Origin of the sequence: Paenibacillus sp. DMB5 (assembly GCF_001517085.1) — a bacterium.
In the GTDB taxonomy this organism is placed as follows: domain Bacteria; phylum Bacillota; class Bacilli; order Paenibacillales; family Paenibacillaceae; genus Paenibacillus_AQ.
In genome coordinates this window covers 23914-44085 of record NZ_LRAC01000085.1, presented here as the reverse complement: position 1 = coordinate 44085, position 20172 = coordinate 23914, and the positions used below count along the sequence as shown (strand labels likewise).

At 50.7% G+C, this 20172-nt stretch carries 11 protein-coding genes; 1 reads left to right on the top strand and 10 read right to left on the bottom strand.

Translation table 11 applies throughout. The features are described 5' to 3' along the window. The first annotated feature begins 15 nt into the window (after positions 1-15). Positions 16-990 (top strand): LacI family DNA-binding transcriptional regulator, encoded by a 975-nt coding sequence (locus AWJ19_RS08035; RefSeq protein ID WP_068722705.1) that lies wholly within the window; start codon positions 16-18, stop codon positions 988-990. A 105-nt stretch (positions 991-1095) separates the two neighbouring features. On the opposite strand, the gene AWJ19_RS08030 is transcribed toward AWJ19_RS08035, so the two are convergent. From AWJ19_RS08030 to AWJ19_RS07995, 10 genes are all read right to left on the bottom strand, one after another. After that, positions 1096-2034: a VanZ family protein gene (locus tag AWJ19_RS08030; RefSeq protein ID WP_082707761.1), complete on the bottom strand. Its 939-nt coding sequence runs from the start codon at positions 2032-2034 to the stop codon at positions 1096-1098. 163 nt (positions 2035-2197) lie between these two features. Continuing rightward, the gene (locus AWJ19_RS08025) at positions 2198-3721 is read right to left on the bottom strand and encodes a glycoside hydrolase family 3 C-terminal domain-containing protein (RefSeq protein WP_241781653.1); all 1524 of its coding nucleotides are present in this window, start codon (positions 3719-3721) and stop codon (positions 2198-2200) included. Continuing rightward, complete coding sequence (locus tag AWJ19_RS36400) at positions 3685-4467, bottom strand: glycoside hydrolase family 3 N-terminal domain-containing protein (protein WP_241781652.1); 783 nt, start codon at positions 4465-4467, stop codon at positions 3685-3687. Before AWJ19_RS36400 ends, AWJ19_RS08025 begins: the two co-directional genes overlap by 37 nt. 24 nt (positions 4468-4491) lie before the next feature. After that, positions 4492-5721, bottom strand: a complete 1230-nt coding sequence (locus AWJ19_RS08020; RefSeq protein WP_068722703.1) for a PTS transporter subunit EIIC — start codon at positions 5719-5721, stop codon at positions 4492-4494. 205 nt (positions 5722-5926) lie between these two features. Beyond that, on the bottom strand, positions 5927-8386 hold the full coding sequence (locus AWJ19_RS08015) for a helix-turn-helix domain-containing protein (protein ID WP_241781651.1): 2460 nt from the start codon (positions 8384-8386) through the stop codon (positions 5927-5929). 96 nt (positions 8387-8482) lie between these two features. After that, a complete protein-coding gene (locus AWJ19_RS08010) occupies positions 8483-9433 on the bottom strand; it encodes a hypothetical protein (RefSeq protein ID WP_068722701.1) in 951 nt (316 codons plus the stop codon). Positions 9434-9610: 177 nt separating this feature from the next. Next, complete coding sequence (locus tag AWJ19_RS36395) at positions 9611-15319, bottom strand: GH32 C-terminal domain-containing protein (RefSeq protein ID WP_082707760.1); 5709 nt, start codon at positions 15317-15319, stop codon at positions 9611-9613. Positions 15320-15436: 117 nt separating this feature from the next. Continuing rightward, on the bottom strand, positions 15437-15700 hold the full coding sequence (locus AWJ19_RS36390; RefSeq protein WP_241781650.1) for a GH32 C-terminal domain-containing protein: 264 nt from the start codon (positions 15698-15700) through the stop codon (positions 15437-15439). Then, positions 15610-17712, bottom strand: a complete 2103-nt coding sequence (locus AWJ19_RS08000) for a LamG-like jellyroll fold domain-containing protein (protein WP_241781649.1) — start codon at positions 17710-17712, stop codon at positions 15610-15612. The genes AWJ19_RS36390 and AWJ19_RS08000 overlap by 91 nt, the downstream gene beginning before the upstream one ends. Then, positions 17709-20156 carry a PfkB family carbohydrate kinase gene (locus AWJ19_RS07995; RefSeq protein WP_068722699.1) on the bottom strand — a complete coding sequence of 816 codons (2448 nt, stop codon included), beginning with the start codon at positions 20154-20156 and terminating at the stop codon, positions 17709-17711. Before AWJ19_RS07995 ends, AWJ19_RS08000 begins: the two co-directional genes overlap by 4 nt. Positions 20157-20172: the final 16 nt, after the last annotated feature.

Below are 20172 nucleotides of genomic sequence, written 5' to 3'. Positions count from 1 at the left end.
TGTAGAGGACAATATATGGCAACCATACACGATGTGGCGAAGAGAGCGGGAGTGTCCGTCACTACCGTCTCCCGGGTACTGAACAACCGGGGATACATCAGTCAGAAAACCCGGCAGATTGTTTATGATACGATGGAAGAGCTTAACTATCAGCCCAACGATCTTGCCCGCTCCCTGCTGAGCAAGCAATCAAACGTCATCGGCTTAATCATTCCCAATGTTTCTCATCCTTTTTTTGGAGAGTTTGCCTATGCGGTAGAGCAATATGCATACGAACAAGGCTGCAAGCTGCTATTGTGCAACTCACAGCTGGATCCGGTCAAGGAGCGGGAATACCTGAAAATGATGAAGGGCAACCAGGTAAACGGGATCATAATGGGAAGCCATACATTGGATACTGAAAGCTACCTTAATCTTAATTATCCGATTGTGACCGTTGACCGCCTGATCACAGGATTTCCGTATGTTGCATCGGATAATGAGCTGGGAGGCCGCCTGGCAGCTGAATTGCTGATCAGCAAAGGCTGCCGGAAGCTTGTCCATATTTGCGGGAACCAGTCTCTGGATATGCTATCCAATCTCAGAACGAAAGGATTCATGTCGGTTGTAAAAAAGGCAGGAATCGAAACAGTCATTCTTGAAACGAAAATGAATGTATTTGACCGTGAGGAGTACGAATATCTAATAACTAATATGTTTGCGGACCACCCTGATCTGGATGGTGTATTCGCCACCAGTGACATTATTGCCGGACATGTAATCAGAAAATGCAGACAGCTGGGCAAAACCGTTCCCGGCCAAATAAAAATTGTCGGCTACGACGACGTCAGCCTTGCGTCCTGGTCCTCCCCTGGCATCACTACGGTCAAACAGCCTATTGAGGATATGGGACGTATGGCAGTAAATCTAATTCAGCAGCAGATGAGTTCCGAGCCGATTGTTTACGAGAATATTCTTCCGGTCGAGCTGATTGAGCGGGAGACGACTTAGCTTTATCTGAAAAGTACGCTAGCAGCGTACTTTTTTTATGTACGGCGGCGATAGCTGTACGCTGGACTTACACTTCCTGTATTTAATTGAACCAAATCTATGAAATCAGTTCCACAAATATTGCATTTTCCTGTACCCGACATCCCATATTTTCAGGTTTCCCTCAATGGTTATCGTGAGCTCGCCTCCCGACTCAACAGGAATTTCAAACAGCGAAGGGAAAAGCTCCGGGTTACTGCGTTGAACTTCTCCAGAGCTGGTTAATATTTCACGTCCATCGACGGAAAGGCTGATGCTTCCGGAATAATCGGAAGGTTCTGGTATTCCGTAATAAAAGGAGAAGGTCATCTTCTCTTTATACTTATAAGTAAACGTTTCTGAGTGTCCGTCTTCGGCGCCATACATATTAAACTGCGGTTCTACGTTTTGCGCACCTATTTTAAAGCTGCTTATCCGGTTACCTGTCACTACATTTCCGGAGCTGTCTGACAATTCGTTTACCGCCACAAAGGGGCCTTCCACCTTGGTAAATGCTTTATCCATAATCCCGGATAATCCCCATACAATTAAAAATAAAACAACGGAGGAAATAACCGTCTTTACAATATTCAGCCCGCCATTGTTTGAACGTACACCAAGCTTGTACGCACCAAAACCGATTGCTGCGCCTAATGTGTTCAGAAGGGCATCGTTAATATCGAAGCTCCCGAGAAGCGTAAGCGCCTGTATGGTTTCGGCCACGATGATTAACAGAAAGAACAATGTAATGAAGCGGGCAAAGGTCAGCCGATATAGCCATGGAAATAATATACCGAAAGGGATAAAGGCTACGAGGTTTCCGAATCCCACCAGATCCATGAGGGTAGGATGCAGGAGATCAGACATGCCTGGCAGCCTGAAGGGATGGTCGGGTGTAAAAATAAAAACGTATTCTGTGATACGCTCAGAGGCACCCATTCTGCCGAAGGCGAAAAACATAAAATATAGAACTACAAGTGTATAGAGTATGGTTGCGGTTAAGATCATTTTACGTTGTTTTGTCATGATTGACTCCTTTGGGTGTTCGTCTTGATCCATTATCTACTCTCTTCTAATGTTAATGTAAAGATAGCAGTAAACCTAGAACCGATCCTCATTATTATACTTTTTTACAAATAGTATTCAAAACAAAAAACCTTGATTTCTCAAGGTTTTCTGAATTTATAATTTAATTAGTCCGCAACCGTTCAACCCGTGCAATAAGCTCCTGAATCACCTGATCCGGTGAGCGCTCGTTCATCCAGGTCTGGCCGAACATCTGGAAGACCTTTATCATCGGGAAGTCCTCCCAGAAGCCGACGAACTCCTCGTTAAGATATACCTTGTCTATGACGTGCTCGTTCATTTCATTCAGGCACTCTTCCAATACGGCTTTTGCGGCGGGGTCACTGATCCATTCGCTGAGAAGGCTGAATTTGTGGAACGTGATTTCTTCCTTACCGAAGTCACAGTGCAATCTGCCCGTGATCCGGATGTCCTTGGACGAGCTGCCCAGCAGAATCTGAAAATATCCTGTGTCTGCGAGCCAGCGGTTGTACTTGGTATTGAAGTATGAAAAATCTCTCTCCTCCAGCTCAAAGACAATCGTCTGTTGTTCGCCCGGATCAAGCTCCACCTTGGCAAAGGCCTTCAGCTCCTTCTCCGGCCGGGTCCACTTGCATTCTTCATCGTGTACGTACAGCTGAACGGCTTCTTTCCCTCTGCGCTTGCCTGTGTTGGTGAGCTGAAAAGATACTTTGACGCCTGTCACGTGCTGCACCACTTCCAGGTCCGTATAGGCAAAGGTAGTGTAGGACAGGCCGTGTCCGAACGGAAATTGCGGCGCCAGCTCCTTACGGTCGTAGTAGCGATACCCCACGAACAGCCCCTCGCGGTAATACAGCTTGCCGTTCTCTCCGCGGATCCGCATATGCGAAGGATTATCCGACAGCTTCACAGGGAAGGTCTCCGACAGTTTGCCTGAAGGATTGGTGTAACCGAACAATACCTCCGCTATGGATCTGCCCATGCCTTGTCCCGACAGCCAGGAATGAATGACGGCTGGAACATGCTGCACCCATGGACGCATGACCAGCGCCGAGCCGCTGCTGGTTATTACGATACATTTTGGCTGAACGGCGGCAACCGCCTGAATCAGCTTGACCTGGTGCTCCGGAAGCTCAATGCCCTTCAAATCATGCATTTCCGATTCGGCATATTCCGGCTGGCCTACGAACAGCACCGCCACCTCGGCGTTCTTGGCCAGCGTTACACTTTCCTTAATAAGCTCTTCATTCACAGAATCATCTTCGGGGTATCCGGCTGTATAGCTCACCGTAGCCAGACTACCTGCCAGCTCTTTGATCTCATCCAAAGGGATATCGACTCTTGTAGGGGTTACCTTGGCACTGCCGGCTCCCTGAATTCTCGGCTTCACCGCAAAACGTCCGATCACCGCAATTGACGAAGCCGTTTCCGGCCGCAGCGGGAGAATCGCGTTATCGTTCTTCAGCAGCACGATGCTTTCGGCCGCCGCTTTACGGGCCAGCGTATGATAATCTTCATCCTTTTTTTCCGCAGCTTGGTTTCCGGTAACCCGCTCAACCAGCTTCAGGATACGGCCCACGCTCTTGTCCAGCTGCTCTTCGGAAAGCTTCCCTTCCTGAACGGCCTCGACTATCGCTTTGGCATTGTAATGGGCGGGGCCCGGCATTTCAAGGTCAGTCCGGCCTTTAATCCGCGTATCCGGTCATTAACGGCTGTCCAGTCGGACAATACCACGCCGTCATAGCCCCACTCTTCTCTGAGAATATCATTTAACAAATGCTCATTCTCGCTGGTATAGGTTCCATTGAGCAGGTTATAGGAGCACATGACCGTCCAGGGATCGGATTTCTTAATGATCCGTTCAAAGGCGCTCAGGTAAATTTCACGCAGCGTCCGCTCATCGATTTCCGAGCTGGTCACCATTTTCTCGAACTCCTGGTTGTTGCCTGCAAAGTGCTTGACCGAGGCTCCGACACCTTCGCTTTGGATACCGTTAATGAAGGCTGCGCCAAGCTCGCCCGTCAGGCAGGGATCCTCTGAATAGTATTCGAAGTTTCTTCCGCCAAGCGGTGTTCTTTTCATATTGACGCCCGGACCAAGCAGCAGCTCTACCTCCATCGTCTTGGACTCCCGTCCAAGCGCCACGCCTACCTCATGCAGCAGCGCTGTATTCCAGGAAGAGCCGATCGCAGACCCTGTGGGGTAACAGGTCGCCGGTACATTTTCCGTAGTAATTCCCATCTCTTCATTACTGTTCGTCTTGCGGATACCGTTAGTGCCGTCATACATATGAACGGGCGGGATATTTAACCGCTCGATTCCTTTGGTCATCCACATATTCAATCCCGCAACAAGCGAGGCTTTTTCGGTAAGGGTCAATTCCTTCAACAATTCATCAGGTGATTTATTCATGCTGCTCCATCCTTTATTATCAGATTAATTTTCCTGTTCCTTTTTCAGCTCCTGGGCATCGTACAGCTTGAAGAACGGAAACCAGACAGCAAACACAATCACCAGAACCACCGCCAGCAGAATAACTCCGTTAAATCCGCTCATCAGGTAGGTAGACAGCCCGATCGGGGTATACCACAGCTGGAAGATCTGGCTCGGAATCCGCACCAGCCCCATATCGAGAACGATATACACGAGAATCGGCGTGATCAGTCCGTTAATCCACATCGGAACCATCAGCAGCGGATTGAACGCAATCGGCGCCCCGTACACCACCGGCTCATTGATATTGAACAAGGACGGAAGGATCGTCGCTTTGCCGACAGACTTCAGCTTTTTGGACCGGGCCAGCAGGAACCATACCACTAAAGGCAGCGTAGCACCCATCCCGCCGATACCCAGCCAGCCGGAGAAAAAGGTTTCGAACGTATTGATGTTGACCGGATCCTGACCGGCTGCGACGAGGGCTGCATTCTGCTCAATGGCAGGGATCCAGATGGCGTACCAGATCGGAGTCATCACCCATGGGCTTACACCGAAGGAATACAGCACCACGCCGATAAAGTTGAACAATACAAAGCCAATCAGACTTTGACCCATGGCATTGATGGGCTCGAACACATTTACAATCAGGGCAAAAATATCGAAATGAAGCTGATATACCAAAACCCAGCCTGTAGTTAAGATCAGGGCAATCGGCACGAGAAAATCGAACCAGTCCATAATGAACTCCGGAAGGGAAGAGCCCTTTTTGAAAAATGAGAATTTCTGGCAAATATTCATAACGAGAGCAACAAACACGCCAACCAGCAGTGCCGTAATCATACCCGAAGGTCCAAACCGTTCCAGAATGAACTGAATGGTTCCGTCATCATTTAGGGTCGGGTTAAGAAGCATCACGAACAGGGATACCCCGCTCATTCCCGCCAGCAGCTTGATTTTGTGACGTTCTCTTTTTTCCATGACGGTATACGGCGTTAAAAAAGCAATAAACAACCCCAATAGCCCGAAGCTAAAGGTCGTGATGGGTGTAAGATCCGGCATCCCCGGAATGAAATCCTTCAAGATTGAAATGAGTGTGATAATCGAGCCGATAAAAATCATCGGGATCGCCACCATAATGGCTTCCTGAATGGATGCCACCCAGAGATTATTTGTAAACGCCTCCAATCTAGGTGCAAACGATTCTGTCATCCACTTCATGAAACGCTTCATCTAAATTCCCCCTGTCTTTCTCTTAACTGCTACAACCTTAGTATAGAGATTAATGATACCGTTTTCTTGTTGTAACTTGCCGCATCCGGGTTCGTATTTTGCCTACTTTCCGTCTCTTGTACTAGCTTGTCTGCTTCTATTCAAAATAAACAACAAAAAACACCCCTTCAGCAAAAAGGGATGTTTGATTGATGTATTTTCTTGATTAAAACTGCCTTTCGAGCTGGAGCAGCAGCACCCCATGGGGCGGGAGTACAATTTCTTTGCGCCAGCTATCCTGCTCTACAAGCTCTGTCCGGATAACCGGACCGCCTCTGCTGTTTAAATACTGAATTTCCTCCTGCGTTAAAAAATCGGGCGCTCCCATAGTCATCCACTCATCGAATACCGACCCGTGCTCCCGGTCCAGCTGATAGCTGGTGCATTTATAGGGTCCTGCCAGCTGGTTTAGCGTGATTTCAAAGGCTTTGCTGCCCTTTTCCTCAAATACATCATAACGGGTGGAGCCGGACAGCTCTGACCAGTCTCCGCTCGCAAACAGCTGATCCACATGGACATAGTGATAGAACAGAAGCTGCAGGCTTCCGTCGCTTTTCCGGGTAAAGGCATAACCATCCCCCTGCATCAGCAGCTCGTCACCCAGCTTCTGCATCAGCTCAAACGCGTAATATCCGGGCTTCTTCAGCCCGTCGCGGTTGATCAGGCCAAAGCCTCCATAGAACGGGGATGCGGGAACAACGCTTTCTTCAAAAACATCGGTAAAGGACCAGTAGGCCATCGCATTCACGTCCCCGAGCGTGTTCATCGTCTGGTAGATGATAAACGGGGCCATAAACATCGTATCGTGCAGCAGATTCCGGTCATACAGCGAGAAATTCCATTCGGTAATATGAAGCTCAACGTCACCGTATGAGGCTGCCTTCATTTTTTGCCGCACACGGTCAATGCTTTCTTTGAAGAATGCCGGGGGCATGATCCGGGTCAAACGGCCTTCTTCCGTTTTTAGCTTGGGATACTCCGAATAAATGTGGAACGAAAAGAAATCGAGCGGCACCTCCCTCGAGCGGCAGTAAGCTAAAAAGTCCTCCGCCCAGGTATCGTTCCAGATGGAACCGTACCCCATAGCGGGCCCGCCTGTCCTCAGCTCCGGCAGCACCGATTTAATCGCATGAACGGTGGATTCGTAAAAAGCAAAGTATTCTTCTTTGCTGCCTGCCCAGCAAACCCCTGCCAGATCCGGCTCGTTCCACACTTCAAAATACCATTGCTTCACCTCATCCGCCCCGTAACGGTTCAGACAATGACGGATGAAGGCCTGGACCAGCGCTTCCCACTTGGCGGGATCTGCAGGCGGACTGATATTGCCTCTCCACCAGAACAGCGTTTCTCTGGACCTCGCCAGCTGTCCCGGCATAAAGCTCAATTCAACGAACGGCCGGACTCCCTGCTCCAGAAGAAAATCGTACAGCTTGTCCACATAAGACCAGTTATAGACCGGTGTGCCGTCATCATTTTCACTGTACACCATCATCTCATCGTTAAAAATCCCGTGAAACCGGATATATTGGAACGGGATAGCCCCCTTCAAGGCAGACAGCTGCTTCCGCCAATCCTCGCGCAGTCCTTCTACGGCTCTTCCGGCCGTCGTGGTGATGTTCCAGTGCTTTTTATAAAATGCCGGTGTCTGGTCTGCACGAACCTCAATCCGTTCGGGGGCAGCCGCAAGAGCCGCTGACAGGGGAACGCCGGACTGACCGGTATCCGTTTTGACGTCCAGATAGCGGTACAGTGACCCAATCGCGTTCATTGTGTCCATCTCATAATAATCCCCGCTCGAGGATTCCTCATACGTTTTGGGCTTGCGGTTCAGGTTCAGCCGGTGCGGCTCCGGTGCGAGCGAAGCTTCCCGGTAGGAACCCGGCGTGCAGCCGTATTTTTCCTTGAAATATTTGTTGAACAGCTTCACGTTGGCAAATCCGCAATCCAGGGCAATTTCGGAAATCGTCTTATCGCTTTCTGCCAGCTGAACCTGGGCCTTTTCCAGGCGGATAAGCGTCAAATACTTTTGAAAGGGGATGCCGATCTTGTCGGTGAAGAAGTGGGAAAAATAATGCAGGCTTAAATGCTCGGAGTCCGCCATATCCTGCAGCGTAATCTTTTCATTATAGTGTCGGTCGATATAGGTGAGGACACTGTTCAGTCTTTTATAATCGTTGTCCTTGCTTCCTTCTGCCACCGCCGGATTTGTCCCGTCCGAGAAATATCGCAGCAGGCATCCGCATAACATCTGTAATCTGCCTATTGTGTAGCTTTGATAACCCGGCGATTTCTTGTTAATCTCCCAGACCATTTGCGCAAGATTATGCTTGATGCTGTGCAGCCGCGAGGGGGCCTGCCCGGAATGACCGGCAGAGTTGCAGGAGATGAACGCATTATTATGCAGCAGCTCGGGTCCGAACTGCAGGGTTAACAGCACATTATCCTGATGGGTCCGCTCGATCTTATGGACCGACATGCTGTTGATTACGAGAATATCATCTTCCTGGAGCGTATATTGCTTCTGGTCCAGGTACATGTTAATCGAGCCATGGAGAACATACAGGATCTCAACTTCCTTATGCCAATGAAAATCAATATGCTGCACGGAATTCACGAAGAGCTTCATCGGCAGATCGTCCTGATGCTGAATAAATTCGTATAGATAGCGAATCGTCTGCTCCCCCCTCATACCGCTTATTATAGACATATCGTTTTTAAGTAATCAATATGAAGACCACCACTTTAGCACCCGCAAGGCGCGAAGCGTATTCCAGCGGCTATCCCCGCCTGACGGGTCCTCCATATGAAAGGGAATGTGGTCCGGCCGCGGACTGTCTAGCGGCCAGCGGCCATTTGCAGCCTGCTTCGCAAGGATTAATCCGACGGCCTCCGACATCCGCTTATCGGGCCGTGTACCGGACAAACGAAAATATTCCAGACCGCGCAGGATATCATAGTGATAGGACGGCGGATAAAACATGCACGTAAAGCGGGAATCGATCACACCGCCAGATGAAAGCGACCGGAATAGTCCCCGTTCCAATATATATTCTTCTCCCCGCTTGCGGGCAGCGGTCACTGCCGGATCGGCGCCAGCCGCCTTTTCATATTCCAGCAGTCCCTCCAGTACACAGATCGTACTGTGAAAAGAGGACCGCGTGCTGGGAGGGGCTTCACAATTCCACCCTCCATCTGCAAGCTGCCCATCCAGCAAATATTGAACCAGCCGTTCACTTACTTCTCCGTAATATGCACCTGCCGCCAGGATTCTCCCGTTGATGCAAGCCTCGACCTCTCCTTCAAAAAAAGATCTGCCCTCATGATACTCCCAGATTAATCGGTCCCGAACCAGCGCAACGGCCCTGCCGGCTTCCGCACTTTTGGGCTCCAATCCCATATCCTTTAATAATACCAACGCAAATAGTGTATTCTGCAGCGGCCAGGCATCCTCATCTGCCCACCAATGGCCCTCTTCCGACTGCCTCGAGAGGACCTGCTGCCCCCATCCCTCCACTGCAACCTGCGAGCGTACCGCAGCAACCTTATCCTCCGGTTCATGCAGCAAATCGCGCATCACCTGCCAGCGGACCGCAGGATCTGAATCCAGTAGCCATTCTAGTACCGGGCCTGTAAGCAGATTCTGCTTCCATTCGTGTTTCTTGAAGTCGGACATGAGAATTCCTCCAATCGGATGTGGGATTCTATTGGAAAAAGTATTATATATTTTAGTATAAATTATTTGGAACAATATGTAATGCTGCCTGTCCTCCAGTGGCCGTAGACAAACGGAAAAGCCGGGGTTATGAACAAGACTGACATTGTCTCGCCTTCCCGGCTTTCCTCTAAACGGTTATTGATTTAATACATCCAGCAGCAGCGAGATGATTTGCGCACTCTCTGCACGGTTCACCGTTTCATGCGGTGCGAATAAATGGTTGCCGCGTCCGTTAATTAATCCGAGCTCCTGTGCAGCAGCGACTGCATCTGCAGCCCAGCTGCTGATGTGATCCGCATCCTTAAAGCTGCTCAACCGGTTGGCGGCAGCATTCTGTCCTGTATGAAACAGATATGCTTTATAAATCATGGACGCCATTTCTTCACGACTTATGGTGTCCTCCGGTGCAAAGGTATCTTTGCTTCTACCGGTTATAATTCCCTTCTCGTAGGCGGCGGCAATGGAAGATGCGTACCATTTTGCTGGGTCTACATCCTTAAAAATTGCTGAGCCGGATGCTTTAATGCCCAAGGCCCGGGTAATCAGGGCAGCAAATTCTGCACGGCTTACGTTTTGCTTTGGTGCGAACGCTGTTTCACTGACACCCGAGACCATTTGTCTGGCCGCCATCTTTTTAATTACATCATGAGCCCAATAAGATACATTCACATCTTCGAACGTTTTGTCGTAGGTAAGAACAGCAAATGTACTGAAATGACTCACCTTTGCTGTCCATTTACCGTCCGAACGGTTTCCTCCCATGTATTCCAGGCTGCCGTCATCAGCGATGTAGTAGATTCCAGTCAGGTCCTTGGGGGAATTTTCATTGGCACTCAGTCTGATTGTGACAGGCTGGGAGAACTTCTCCAGCTCAAGCACTGTTCCATCAGCCTTCACGATAGATAATTTGAAGTCATAAACTCCTCCGGCTGCGGAGATGTCCGCATGATTCTTGCTTCCGGCTTGTGTGAGCAGCTTTGTGCTTTGTTCGGCGGATAATGCCCCGATTTCGAAAGAGATCTGCGACTGTTCTAACCCGCTACCTGTAACCAGCGCCTGCAATTCCTTTAAAACTTCTGCAGGAACTTCAATTTCCACATCTGCATTCTTAACCTTCAAGGCATTCTTCCCGTCATTTGCCGCCAGCTTCACCGGAAACAATACCTGCTGCTCACCTTTGGCCAGTTCGAAAGTCAAGCTATTTTGACTTCTCTGACTGCTCTGGCTATCCGGCGTGCTTCCCGGGATTACAGGATTACCTGGCGGACTGGTTGGAACGGGAGGAGTTGGTTCGGTCGGATCTGTTGGGTCAACCCCGTTCTGCACCTTAACCGGTACATTGAAATCATCGACGTTAATATGTCCGAAACCGCCGGTAGATTGGTCAACTACCTTAATGTACAGTTCCTCGCCGATATACGCTGATGCATCCCAGATCTTCCGCTGGTATTCCTCATAATTCGTTGCTGTCTCCTTGAACAGCTCCTTGCCGTCCGATGCCCGGACCAGTGCAACGTAAAGCTTGTCGATATCACGTCCGCCGCTGACCAGGAAGTTGAGCTTGCCGTTGTCGCCAAGGACGAAATTCTGTGATCGCAGCGTCCCCGTCAAGCTGTCACCGCCGGCTGCCTCGTTGAAGCCCCATAAATGATAGCCGCCCGGAATTTTATGCGAAGGATTAAAGTAGATCGTGTCCCAGAAGAACTTGGCATCGGTCACATGGACATCCTGGAAGGCATCTCCTTCAGTAATCCAGCCTGTTAAATCTCCTGTAGCAAAATCATGGTTAGGCAGATCCGTAATATCGGTATATACTGAATTATCCCAGTTATCTGGCACATCGACCGGAGCAGCCGGTTCACCGGTCAAGGCATTCATATTCCATACTTCCATGGACTTGACTGTAATATCGTTGTCGGCCCAGACCTTGAGGCCCAAGGAGTCGTATCGGCCTACATAGACGCGGGTTGTCAGCTTTTTCTTGTAATTGGCAAAGGCTTCAACAACTGAGCGATCGAGGAAGATATGCAGCTTTAGATTCTCTCCGTCAAGATCTACGTATCCGCCCTGAATACCATCCACGCGGACATCGGGGTCAATACTGCTCTTGGTCCGGTCCACATTGAATGTCTGATCGGTCTTATCGTAGTAAATCAGCGTTTCCTCCTGGCCGTTATCGGAGCGCCTTACTTTAAGGCCGAATTTCTGGGCTTCGCCCGGATCGATCTCCATCACGATCTCAAGCATGTCGCCTTTGACACTCTGGATCAATTGATTGGCAGCAGCCAAATTTTTGTCCGAGAAATCAACAACCTTATCTCCTCGCAGACTCTGCAATTCCTCAATGGGCTCAATGCGCAATTCATCATGCTCATCCAGGCTCAGGGAAACCGGCAGTGCCAGATTATGAGCCCATCCAGCCTGATATTCAGCCTGCGGCGTTCTCACATTTTGCACCATGGAGTATACAACCGTTCTTCCGTCAGGAGTAACCATCCCGCTCTCTGCGGTCAAATAACCATCCCCCACATCCATTTTGGAGGGAGCGTCCTGATCAGGTATAAACTTGAAGTTATCTCTATCCCAAGTCCCAATCCAGTAAAAGACTTCAACATCCCGTTGCACATCATTCGCCGGCGGAACCTGCTCCGGTTTCTCATGCGGATTGATCATGAAAATATACTTCTGTTTGCCCGTGCTATCCTTACCTACCGGGAGCAGCACCGGCAGTTCCCATACTGTGCCAAGCTCCGGATACTGGCTTCTGTCACTGACGTAAAGCGGCCCTTTATACTCCCAGTTGTACATATCATCGGACACGTACACCAAAGCTGTACCGCTGCTGAAGTCTTGAAGACCGGAGGTCACCAGCTGATACCACTTATCCGTCTCTTGGTCATACCATACAAAAGGATCACGGAACTCATTATGGATACCATTACCGTTCTGCTCCGTTACTGGCTCAGGATATTTCACCCACTCTTCCAAATTAGGGTCCGACAGATCAGCTGGAGTCGCCAGGCCCGTTCTTTGATTTGGTGACAAAGAATCATTTCCGGCCGTATAGAACAGGACGGGATTGCCGTCACGGTCATACGCTGCGCTGCCTGACCAAGCACCGTCCGGATCAAGAGTTCCCGCATCAGGGGCAAGCGCAGGCCTCACATTTTCCCAGTGCACCATATCGTCACTCACCCAATGTCCCCAGTGGATTTGATGCCAGAACGGACCTTGCGGGTTATGCTGATAGAATAAATGATATTTTCCGTTATAATAGATTGGTGCATGCGCTTCATTCATCCAGTTTTGCGGAGGCATCGCATGGTACTGCGGACGGTGCTGATCACCGTCAAACACGCTTGGATCCTCGTCAATATCACCATTTGGAATTTCCGGAACCGCGCCGCCGTGAAGCGCCTTCACATTCTCATACTCAGCAAGAATTTCTTGACCCGTGAGAGCTTTGTTCTGCAGCTTCAATTCATCAATAAGTCCGCTGAACATGTTGTAAGAGAACAGGCCCGCGAACTCTGTTGGCTTATTATTTTTGCCGATCATCAGGCTTGCTGTGGATGATGTAATCGGAACATTGATGGGGGTTGCCTGGGAGGCAACCTGCTCTCCATTGAGGTACAGCTTAATTTCTCCGGTTCCCTTATCGAAAGTGGCGGCAATATAGTTCCACTTGTATTTCTCAAGCGGATGATTGTTAACCCAAACCTGAATCCATTGTCCGCCGATTCCGGCCTGAAACGACCATGTGCCATGCCGGTACATGCCAAGCGCGAAGCCTTCCGCCTTGTCCTGATTGGACTGATTCACAATGGCCGACAGCTTGTTCCCGTCTCCCCATTCGTAGCTGCGCGGAGCCACCCAGGCTTCAATCGTCAGCGCGTCGCTTACGGGGATGGTTGCCTCCGAGTTAACCTCAATATCATTCGAATAACCGTCAAACAGGAGGGCACCGCCCTTTACTCCGCGCGGAGTCCATCTCGGATCTTTGGAATCCATATATCTGGCGCTATTAAACACGTAGTTTACATCATGCTCAAGATTACTCACTTGCTCAAGCGCCTTTTTGCCCGTGCCTTCATCGAAATTCATATAAAAGATGTTGCCCTTATTGTTAGCCTGAAAAGCATCGACGGAGATTCGGGACTGCTCCGACTGATCGACTACCTTGATATAAAGCCTCTTATTGTAATATTCGTATACATTCCAGACAATCTTCTCATTTGTGCTGACATTGCCGGTTTGCTTAAGCAATTCATTTGTGCTTGCATCATATAGTGCGACATAGGCATCTGCAGGCTGAACAATATCCACAATGGAAAAGCTAATCGTCCCGTTCCCCTGAAGGGTAAAGGCACTGGAAGTAATGGAGCCTTCTCCTTCCACGGCAGATGTGGCATAAAAGTTCCCCTCCATACCAGAAGCTGCTTGACCGGTCACCTGAAAGGCATCTCCAGCGGCCGTCCAGCCCTCAAGGGTGCCCGTCTCAAAACCGCGGTTTGCGATTTCGGTTGGAATGATGTTCTCAGCCATAATCCCCTCGTCGGGAACCTGTTCATTGAAGGTGTGGAAGGCATCCGCAAACATCACCCCCCAATCCGAGAAAGCATGATCGACGATCTCGATATACAGTCTTTTGCCGATATATTTGGACAGGTCGGCTTTGTATTCTTGCATATTGGCCAGCCTCATGCCCTGCCCCGGGTCCGGGAAGCCCGAATCGTTAAACGCACTGTTGCCGTATCGGGCAATCAGGTTTCCCGTATCCGCATCACTGAGGCTAATGTAGGCCTGGTCCGTATGCTTGCCACCGCCTAATCTGAAAGTGATCCAGCCTGTTCCGCCTAGCTCAAAAGTGCTGGAGCGAAGCACTCCCGTTGCAGCTTCATTGTATTTCCAGCCGTTTAGATGATAAGTGCCCTCCTGGTTATACGGAATTTGTTCTGCCCACCAGACAGTTTCGTCAGATACGCTGTCAGGCCCAAATGCCTCACCTTCAACAACGGTCCACCCGGTCAAATCACCCGTTTCAAAGCCCGGATTCATGATTTGGTAGCGCTGGAAATCCGGCTTAATATCCACGGCAACGGTGCCTTCGCTCGGCTCTGATTGATGATACATAAAGAAGGCATCTGCAAAAATCAAACCCCAGTCCGAGGTTGCATGATCTACAATCTCAACATACAGCTTCTTGCCCAAATATCCGGAAAGATCGGCCTTATACTGCTCCATATTCGCAAGCCGCATGCCCTGAGCGGGATTCGGGAAGCCGACGTCTGCAAATTTGCTGTTGCCGTATCTGGCGATCACTTGACCTGTATCTGCTTCTACGATGTTCACATATACCTTGTCAGCATTTTTGGCACCGCCGAGCTTAAAGCTAATCCAGCCGCTGCCGCCCAGCTCGAAGCTGCTGGAACGCAGCACGCCTGTAGCAGCCTCGTCATATTTCCAGCCGTTTAAATGATAAGTACCCTCCTGGTTATACGGGATTTGTTCCGCCCACCAGGTGGACTCCCCGGATACACTGTCCGGGCCAAACGCGTTACCTTTGGTAACAGTCCATCCCGTCAAGTCTCCGGTTTCAAAGCCCGGATTCACAATTTCATAGACCGCAGCCGCAACGGACGGGCTCCCGTCCGGCGGGGGTACCTGATAGACTGCATTAGTAACGGACATTTCCTGACCCGGGCTTGATGCAGCAGCCTCCCCGCCTTCCTTCTCAACCCCTGCTGCGGCAGTGTCCTGAATTCCCGGGACAGCCAGCTGAAGAAGCATGACCCCTGCTACCATTTTGGAGATCCATGATGTGTTTCTGCTATTTTTCCTCATGAACAAGCCTCCTTCATTATTATTCCGTTCCGATTTAATGAAGCGCTTACAATGAGCCATTTACTTGCATGCGGCATTCTGGAACCCGGCAGGAAAGGAGCGCCTGGGCGCTCCGCGTTACCATATTGACTTCATCTCCCAAATGTCCATAGACTTCACCAACGCTTCCCCATCTCCCCAGAGTTCAAGGCCCAAGGCATCCTTACGGCCCGGGTATACCCGGGTTGTCAGGCTCTTAAGTCCGTTGGCATAGGCTTCGACCATGGAGCGGTCCAGATAGAGATGCAGCTTCAGATTCTCGCCGCACAGCTCCAGCTTGCCGCCCTGAATCCCGCTGCATTTTTCTTCCGAATGCTGCGATGTTTTCGTCCGGTCGGCCAAAAGCATGGATTCCTTCCAGTCATAATACAGCAGCGTTTCTTCCTCTCCATCCGGTGTACACGGACCTTGATTCCAAGCTGTGCAGCACTGCCCCGCTCCATTTCCAGCTGAATCTCCAGCATATCGCCTTGAATAGCCTTAAGCTGTTCATTTGCTTCTATTAATGACTTGTCATGAAGCGATAATCGCTTCTCGCCCCGCAGTGACCGCAGCTCCTGAATCGGCTCGATTCCAAGCCGGCCATCTTCCCTTAAATACACGCTTACAGGCAAACCGCCGTTATGAGCCCAGCCTGACTGATATTCCAGCACGGATGTACGGTCACCCTGCGCGATCGTAAAGACGATATTTCTGCCTGTCACAGGATCGACCATTCCGCTTGGGCCGGTAAAATGGAAATCACCGACATCCATCAATTGCGGCTCCTCCTGATCCGGGAGGAATGACAGGCTGTGCTTATCCAGCTGCCCGATCCAATAGAACACTTCGACATCGGCGCCGGCTCCCACAGGGCTGACCAGCAAGAGATGCTTACTTACACCTTGCTTGTCACTACCCAGAGGAAGAAATACAGGGAGCTCCCAGATCGGTCCAAGATAAGGGAACTTCTGAATGTCCGCTTCAAAGAACGAACCTTTGTAAGTCCAATTCAGCATGTCCTTTGACGTAAATGCGAGCGCTGCTCCGGCTCCGCCTTCCGTCCCCGATCCGACCAGGGCATACCAGCCATCCTCATCCTTCCACACGAACGGGTCCCGGAAATCGCCGAAGGCCCCCATTCCCTGCTGCTGTACAATAAGCGGCTCCGGATGTTTGATCCACCTCACCAGATCAGGGTCCTTATCTTCGGAATAAGTGCTTCTGGCCAGCGCCACGCTCTGATTCGGTGAAGCACTGTCATTGCCGGCTGTAAAGAACAGGACAGGCAAGCCGTCGGCATCATAAGTGGCGCTTCCTGACCAGATACCGTCGGGTGCGAGCTGATCCTTCTCAGGTGCCAGGGCTATAGGAAGATCGCGCCAATGCACCAGATCTTCACTTACCCAATGCCCCCAATGAATATGGTGGAAGTAAGGCCCTTGCGGATTATGCTGATAGAACAGATGATATTGCCCGTCAAAATAGATTGGTGCATGAGGCTCGTTCATCCAGTGGGCCGGCGGGCTGACATGATATTGCGGTCTGTGCCGGTCCGCAAGCAGGGGTGTACGATCCAGCCTGATGTCGTCATATTCCACTTGCGGCCGGACGCCTCCATGTAAAGCGAGCACCGCCTGATAAGAAGCAGCCACTTCCTCGCTGCTCAGGGCACGGCTATAAATTTTCAGCTCATCCATAAGTCCGCTGAACATGTGCAGGCTGAATACCTCTGCTAGCTTGCTGCTGTGATTGTTCCTGCCGATGAGCAGATCTGTATCCGCCGCTTGCGCCAGCCGGGAACCGGCAGGCGCGGCTGCAGAAGCAATTTCGCTGCCGTTCAAATACAGTTTAAGCTTACCTTTATCCCCATTGAATACGGCATTTACGTAAGACCACTCATTCTTGGGCAGCTCATAGCCGTCCGGCGACCAGATTTCGATCCATTCCCCTCCCTCCAGCCCGATTTGGAAGGACCAGGAGCCGTGACGGAACATGCCAAGCAGATAACCCTGCTTAGCATCCTTATTGTGCCGGTTCACAATGGCGGCCAGCTTGCCCTCGTGCCCCCACTCATAGGTTCGCGGGGCAACCCATGCCCCGATACTGAGAGCCGGCAGAAATTCCGGCTCCCCATTACGCTCTTCCTCATGTGCAGAATGGGCAATATAGGTCGAGTAACCATCAAAGAGGAGACTGCTTCCTGCCACCCCCTGCCTCCATGGCGGAGTACAAGGGGTCGTAAACTCCGCATTATTAAACACGTAATGGACATCATTCACCGTCTTAGTGACGCTCTCCATAGTACTAGCTCCAGTTCCTTCATCAAAAGCCCAATGCATCGTTAATCCGCGGTCTCCCGCTGAGCTGCTCATGCCTCATTCCTCCCGTCCGGTATCCCGATAGACTCCAGTGTATGGAGCTTAAGCGAATTCAGAACAATCTGGCCTGACTGCGTCCTTACCTCGATATGCTCAATCGGAGATTCAGGGAAAATCTGATCGGTCAGCACTACCAAACCATGATCCGCGTACACCTCAACCGCATTGCGGTCCAGCCAGATCTGCAGTCTGAGCTGTCCATTCACCGCAGCCAGACTGGCACCATGCCGGCTGGCAAAAGCCGGATGAAATTCAGTCACTCCCGAATGGGAACGGTCGGTGAACAGCTGCTTGTCAGCCGGGTTATAGCCGATAATGATCTCGTCCTGTCCGGAGGATTTCAGATGGATATATACCTCGTCCCCGGAACGTACATCCAGTTCTGCCTCTATCTCCAGCAGATTATGATCCGTCCGCTGTACAAACGGAGTCTCAGGTGTAACGGCGACAGCCTTCCAGCTCACAGTTTCTTTGCGCAGCCGCTCTATTTCCCGCACAGGCATTTGCGTTAACACGACATTTCCGTTCTGGCTTGTCAGTGACAGGACGCGGGGCAGAGTCATGGCACCTCTCCAGGAACCCGTAGGCGTCTCGTTGGCATATTTCCAGTTGCTCATCCATCCGATGAGGACACGGCGGCCGTCTTGCTCCGGAAGATCCGACCAGGTAACCCCTGCATAGTTGTCTCTGCCATGATCTAGCCACAGGATATGATCAGCGGGATTGTCATTGATGAATGTTTTTCCGTCAAACTCGCCAATGAAATACTGCGTGCGCGAACCTTCGGGACAATCGGGATTGTCGCCGATGCTGATAATAAGCACCCATTTGGAAACACCGGTGTCATCCACAGGCAGCTGGAACAGATCGGGGCATTCCCATACGCCGTCGTGTGAGCCTTCTCCTTGGCCGAACACACCAGACAGCGACCATTCACGCAGATTATCAGAGGCATAGAACCGGGCGTGGTCTCCCGCGACAATCGCCATAACCCACCGCCCGCTTTGCGGATGCCAGAACACCTTCGGGTCACGGAAATCGATTAATTCATCCTCGGCAAGCACCGGATTTCCGGCATACTTGTGCCAAGTCCGGCCTTTATCGCTGCTGTAAGCCAGACTCTGCCGCTGGCGCGGCTGCCCCGACTCCGGATGGGTATCGGCATGCGTAAAGATTGCCACAAGCCCATGGGAATCTTCGAATAAACCGCTGCTATTATTCCAGTCCACAACACAGCAGCCCGAAAAAATCGCCCCATGCTCATCCGGGAATAGAGCAACAGGCGCGTGCTCCCAGTGAACCAGGTCTTCACTTACTGCATGACCCCAGTGCATCGGCCCCCATTTATTACTGTAAGGATGATATTGATAGAATAGATGATAGCTTCCCTCATAATAGACTAATCCGTTCGGATCATTCGCCCAGTTGGAAGGAGGTGAGAAATGAAAGCCCGGTCTAAACTTCTCATCATTGTATGTTTTATTCGACTCTATCATTTCATTAATCTCCTCTGTCGTAGGCATGGACCCAAGAGCCCCCTTTCGTGTTGTCACCAGCGCTCCGCCGGCATTGGCAAAAGTCAGCATGCCGGTCATTTGCCGGCTGCTCAGATCCTGCAAGGAACTTCCGCTTTCAAGAATCTTATATAACAGGCAGCCCAGAAAAGCATCCCCGGCGCCAGTCGTATCAATGGCCTTAACTTTAAACCCCGGCACATATCCGTCCTGCCCAGCCAGACGGTAATAGCAGCCTTTTTCCGCTAAAGTGACGACAATGAGTGTAATATCGTATTGCTGCTGAAGCTCCAGTGAACCTTTTTCAATATCATGTGTACCTGTTATAAAAGAAAGCTCATCCTCCGAGATCTTCAGGATATCGGCATAATTCAGGCCCCACAATATATGCTGTCTTGCTTCCTCCTTGCTCTCCCATAACGCAAACCGGATATTCGGATCAAACGACAGCAGTACACCTGCTTCCTTAGCCTTAAGAACTGCCGTCCTAGTTGCCGTCCGTGCAGGTTCATGGGTCATAGACAATGAGCCGTAATGCAGCGCCTTGCAGCTGTCAATCCGGTCCAGCGGGAGGTCCTTTGCATGTAAAAAGGTATCCGCTCCCGGCTTCCGGAAGAAGCTGAAGGATCTGTCTCCCTGCTCATCCAGATGAACAAAGGCCAATGTTGTACTGGCTTCGTTCGTAACCGAAACGCCTGCTACATCTACACCGCTGCGCAGCAGAGTATTGTGCAGTAAAGATCCAAATTGATCCTCGCCAACCTTGCTGACGAGTGCCGATCTTGCGCCCAGACGGGACAATGCAGCGGCCACATTGGCCGGCGCCCCACCCGGATTGCATTCAAACTGCCCGTTCCCCGCGGCTGAATGGCCTGCCGGAGTAAAATCTATCAATACTTCACCGATTGCGATAATATCTAGCACAGCTTCTCCCCACCTA

Bases quoted from the DNA above. Each gene is read 5' to 3' on its own strand.
- AWJ19_RS08015 (WP_241781651.1), bottom strand. From the start codon at position 8,386: ATGAAGCTCTTCGTGAATTCCGTGCAGCATATTGATTTTCATTGGCAT.
- AWJ19_RS08020 (WP_068722703.1), bottom strand. From the start codon at position 5,721: ATGAAGCGTTTCATGAAGTGGATGACAGAATCGTTTGCACCTAGATTG.
- AWJ19_RS36395 (WP_082707760.1), bottom strand. From the start codon at position 15,319: ATGAGGAAAAATAGCAGAAACACATCATGGATCTCCAAAATGGTAGCA.
- AWJ19_RS08010 (WP_068722701.1), bottom strand. From the start codon at position 9,433: ATGTCCGACTTCAAGAAACACGAATGGAAGCAGAATCTGCTTACAGGC.
- AWJ19_RS08025 (WP_241781653.1), bottom strand. From the start codon at position 3,721: ATGCCGGGCCCCGCCCATTACAATGCCAAAGCGATAGTCGAGGCCGTT.
- AWJ19_RS08035 (WP_068722705.1), top strand. From the start codon at position 16: ATGGCAACCATACACGATGTGGCGAAGAGAGCGGGAGTGTCCGTCACT.
- AWJ19_RS08000 (WP_241781649.1), bottom strand. From the start codon at position 17,712: ATGAGCAGCTCAGCGGGAGACCGCGGATTAACGATGCATTGGGCTTTT.
- AWJ19_RS36400 (WP_241781652.1), bottom strand. From the start codon at position 4,467: ATGAATAAATCACCTGATGAATTGTTGAAGGAATTGACCCTTACCGAA.
- AWJ19_RS08030 (WP_082707761.1), bottom strand. From the start codon at position 2,034: ATGACAAAACAACGTAAAATGATCTTAACCGCAACCATACTCTATACA.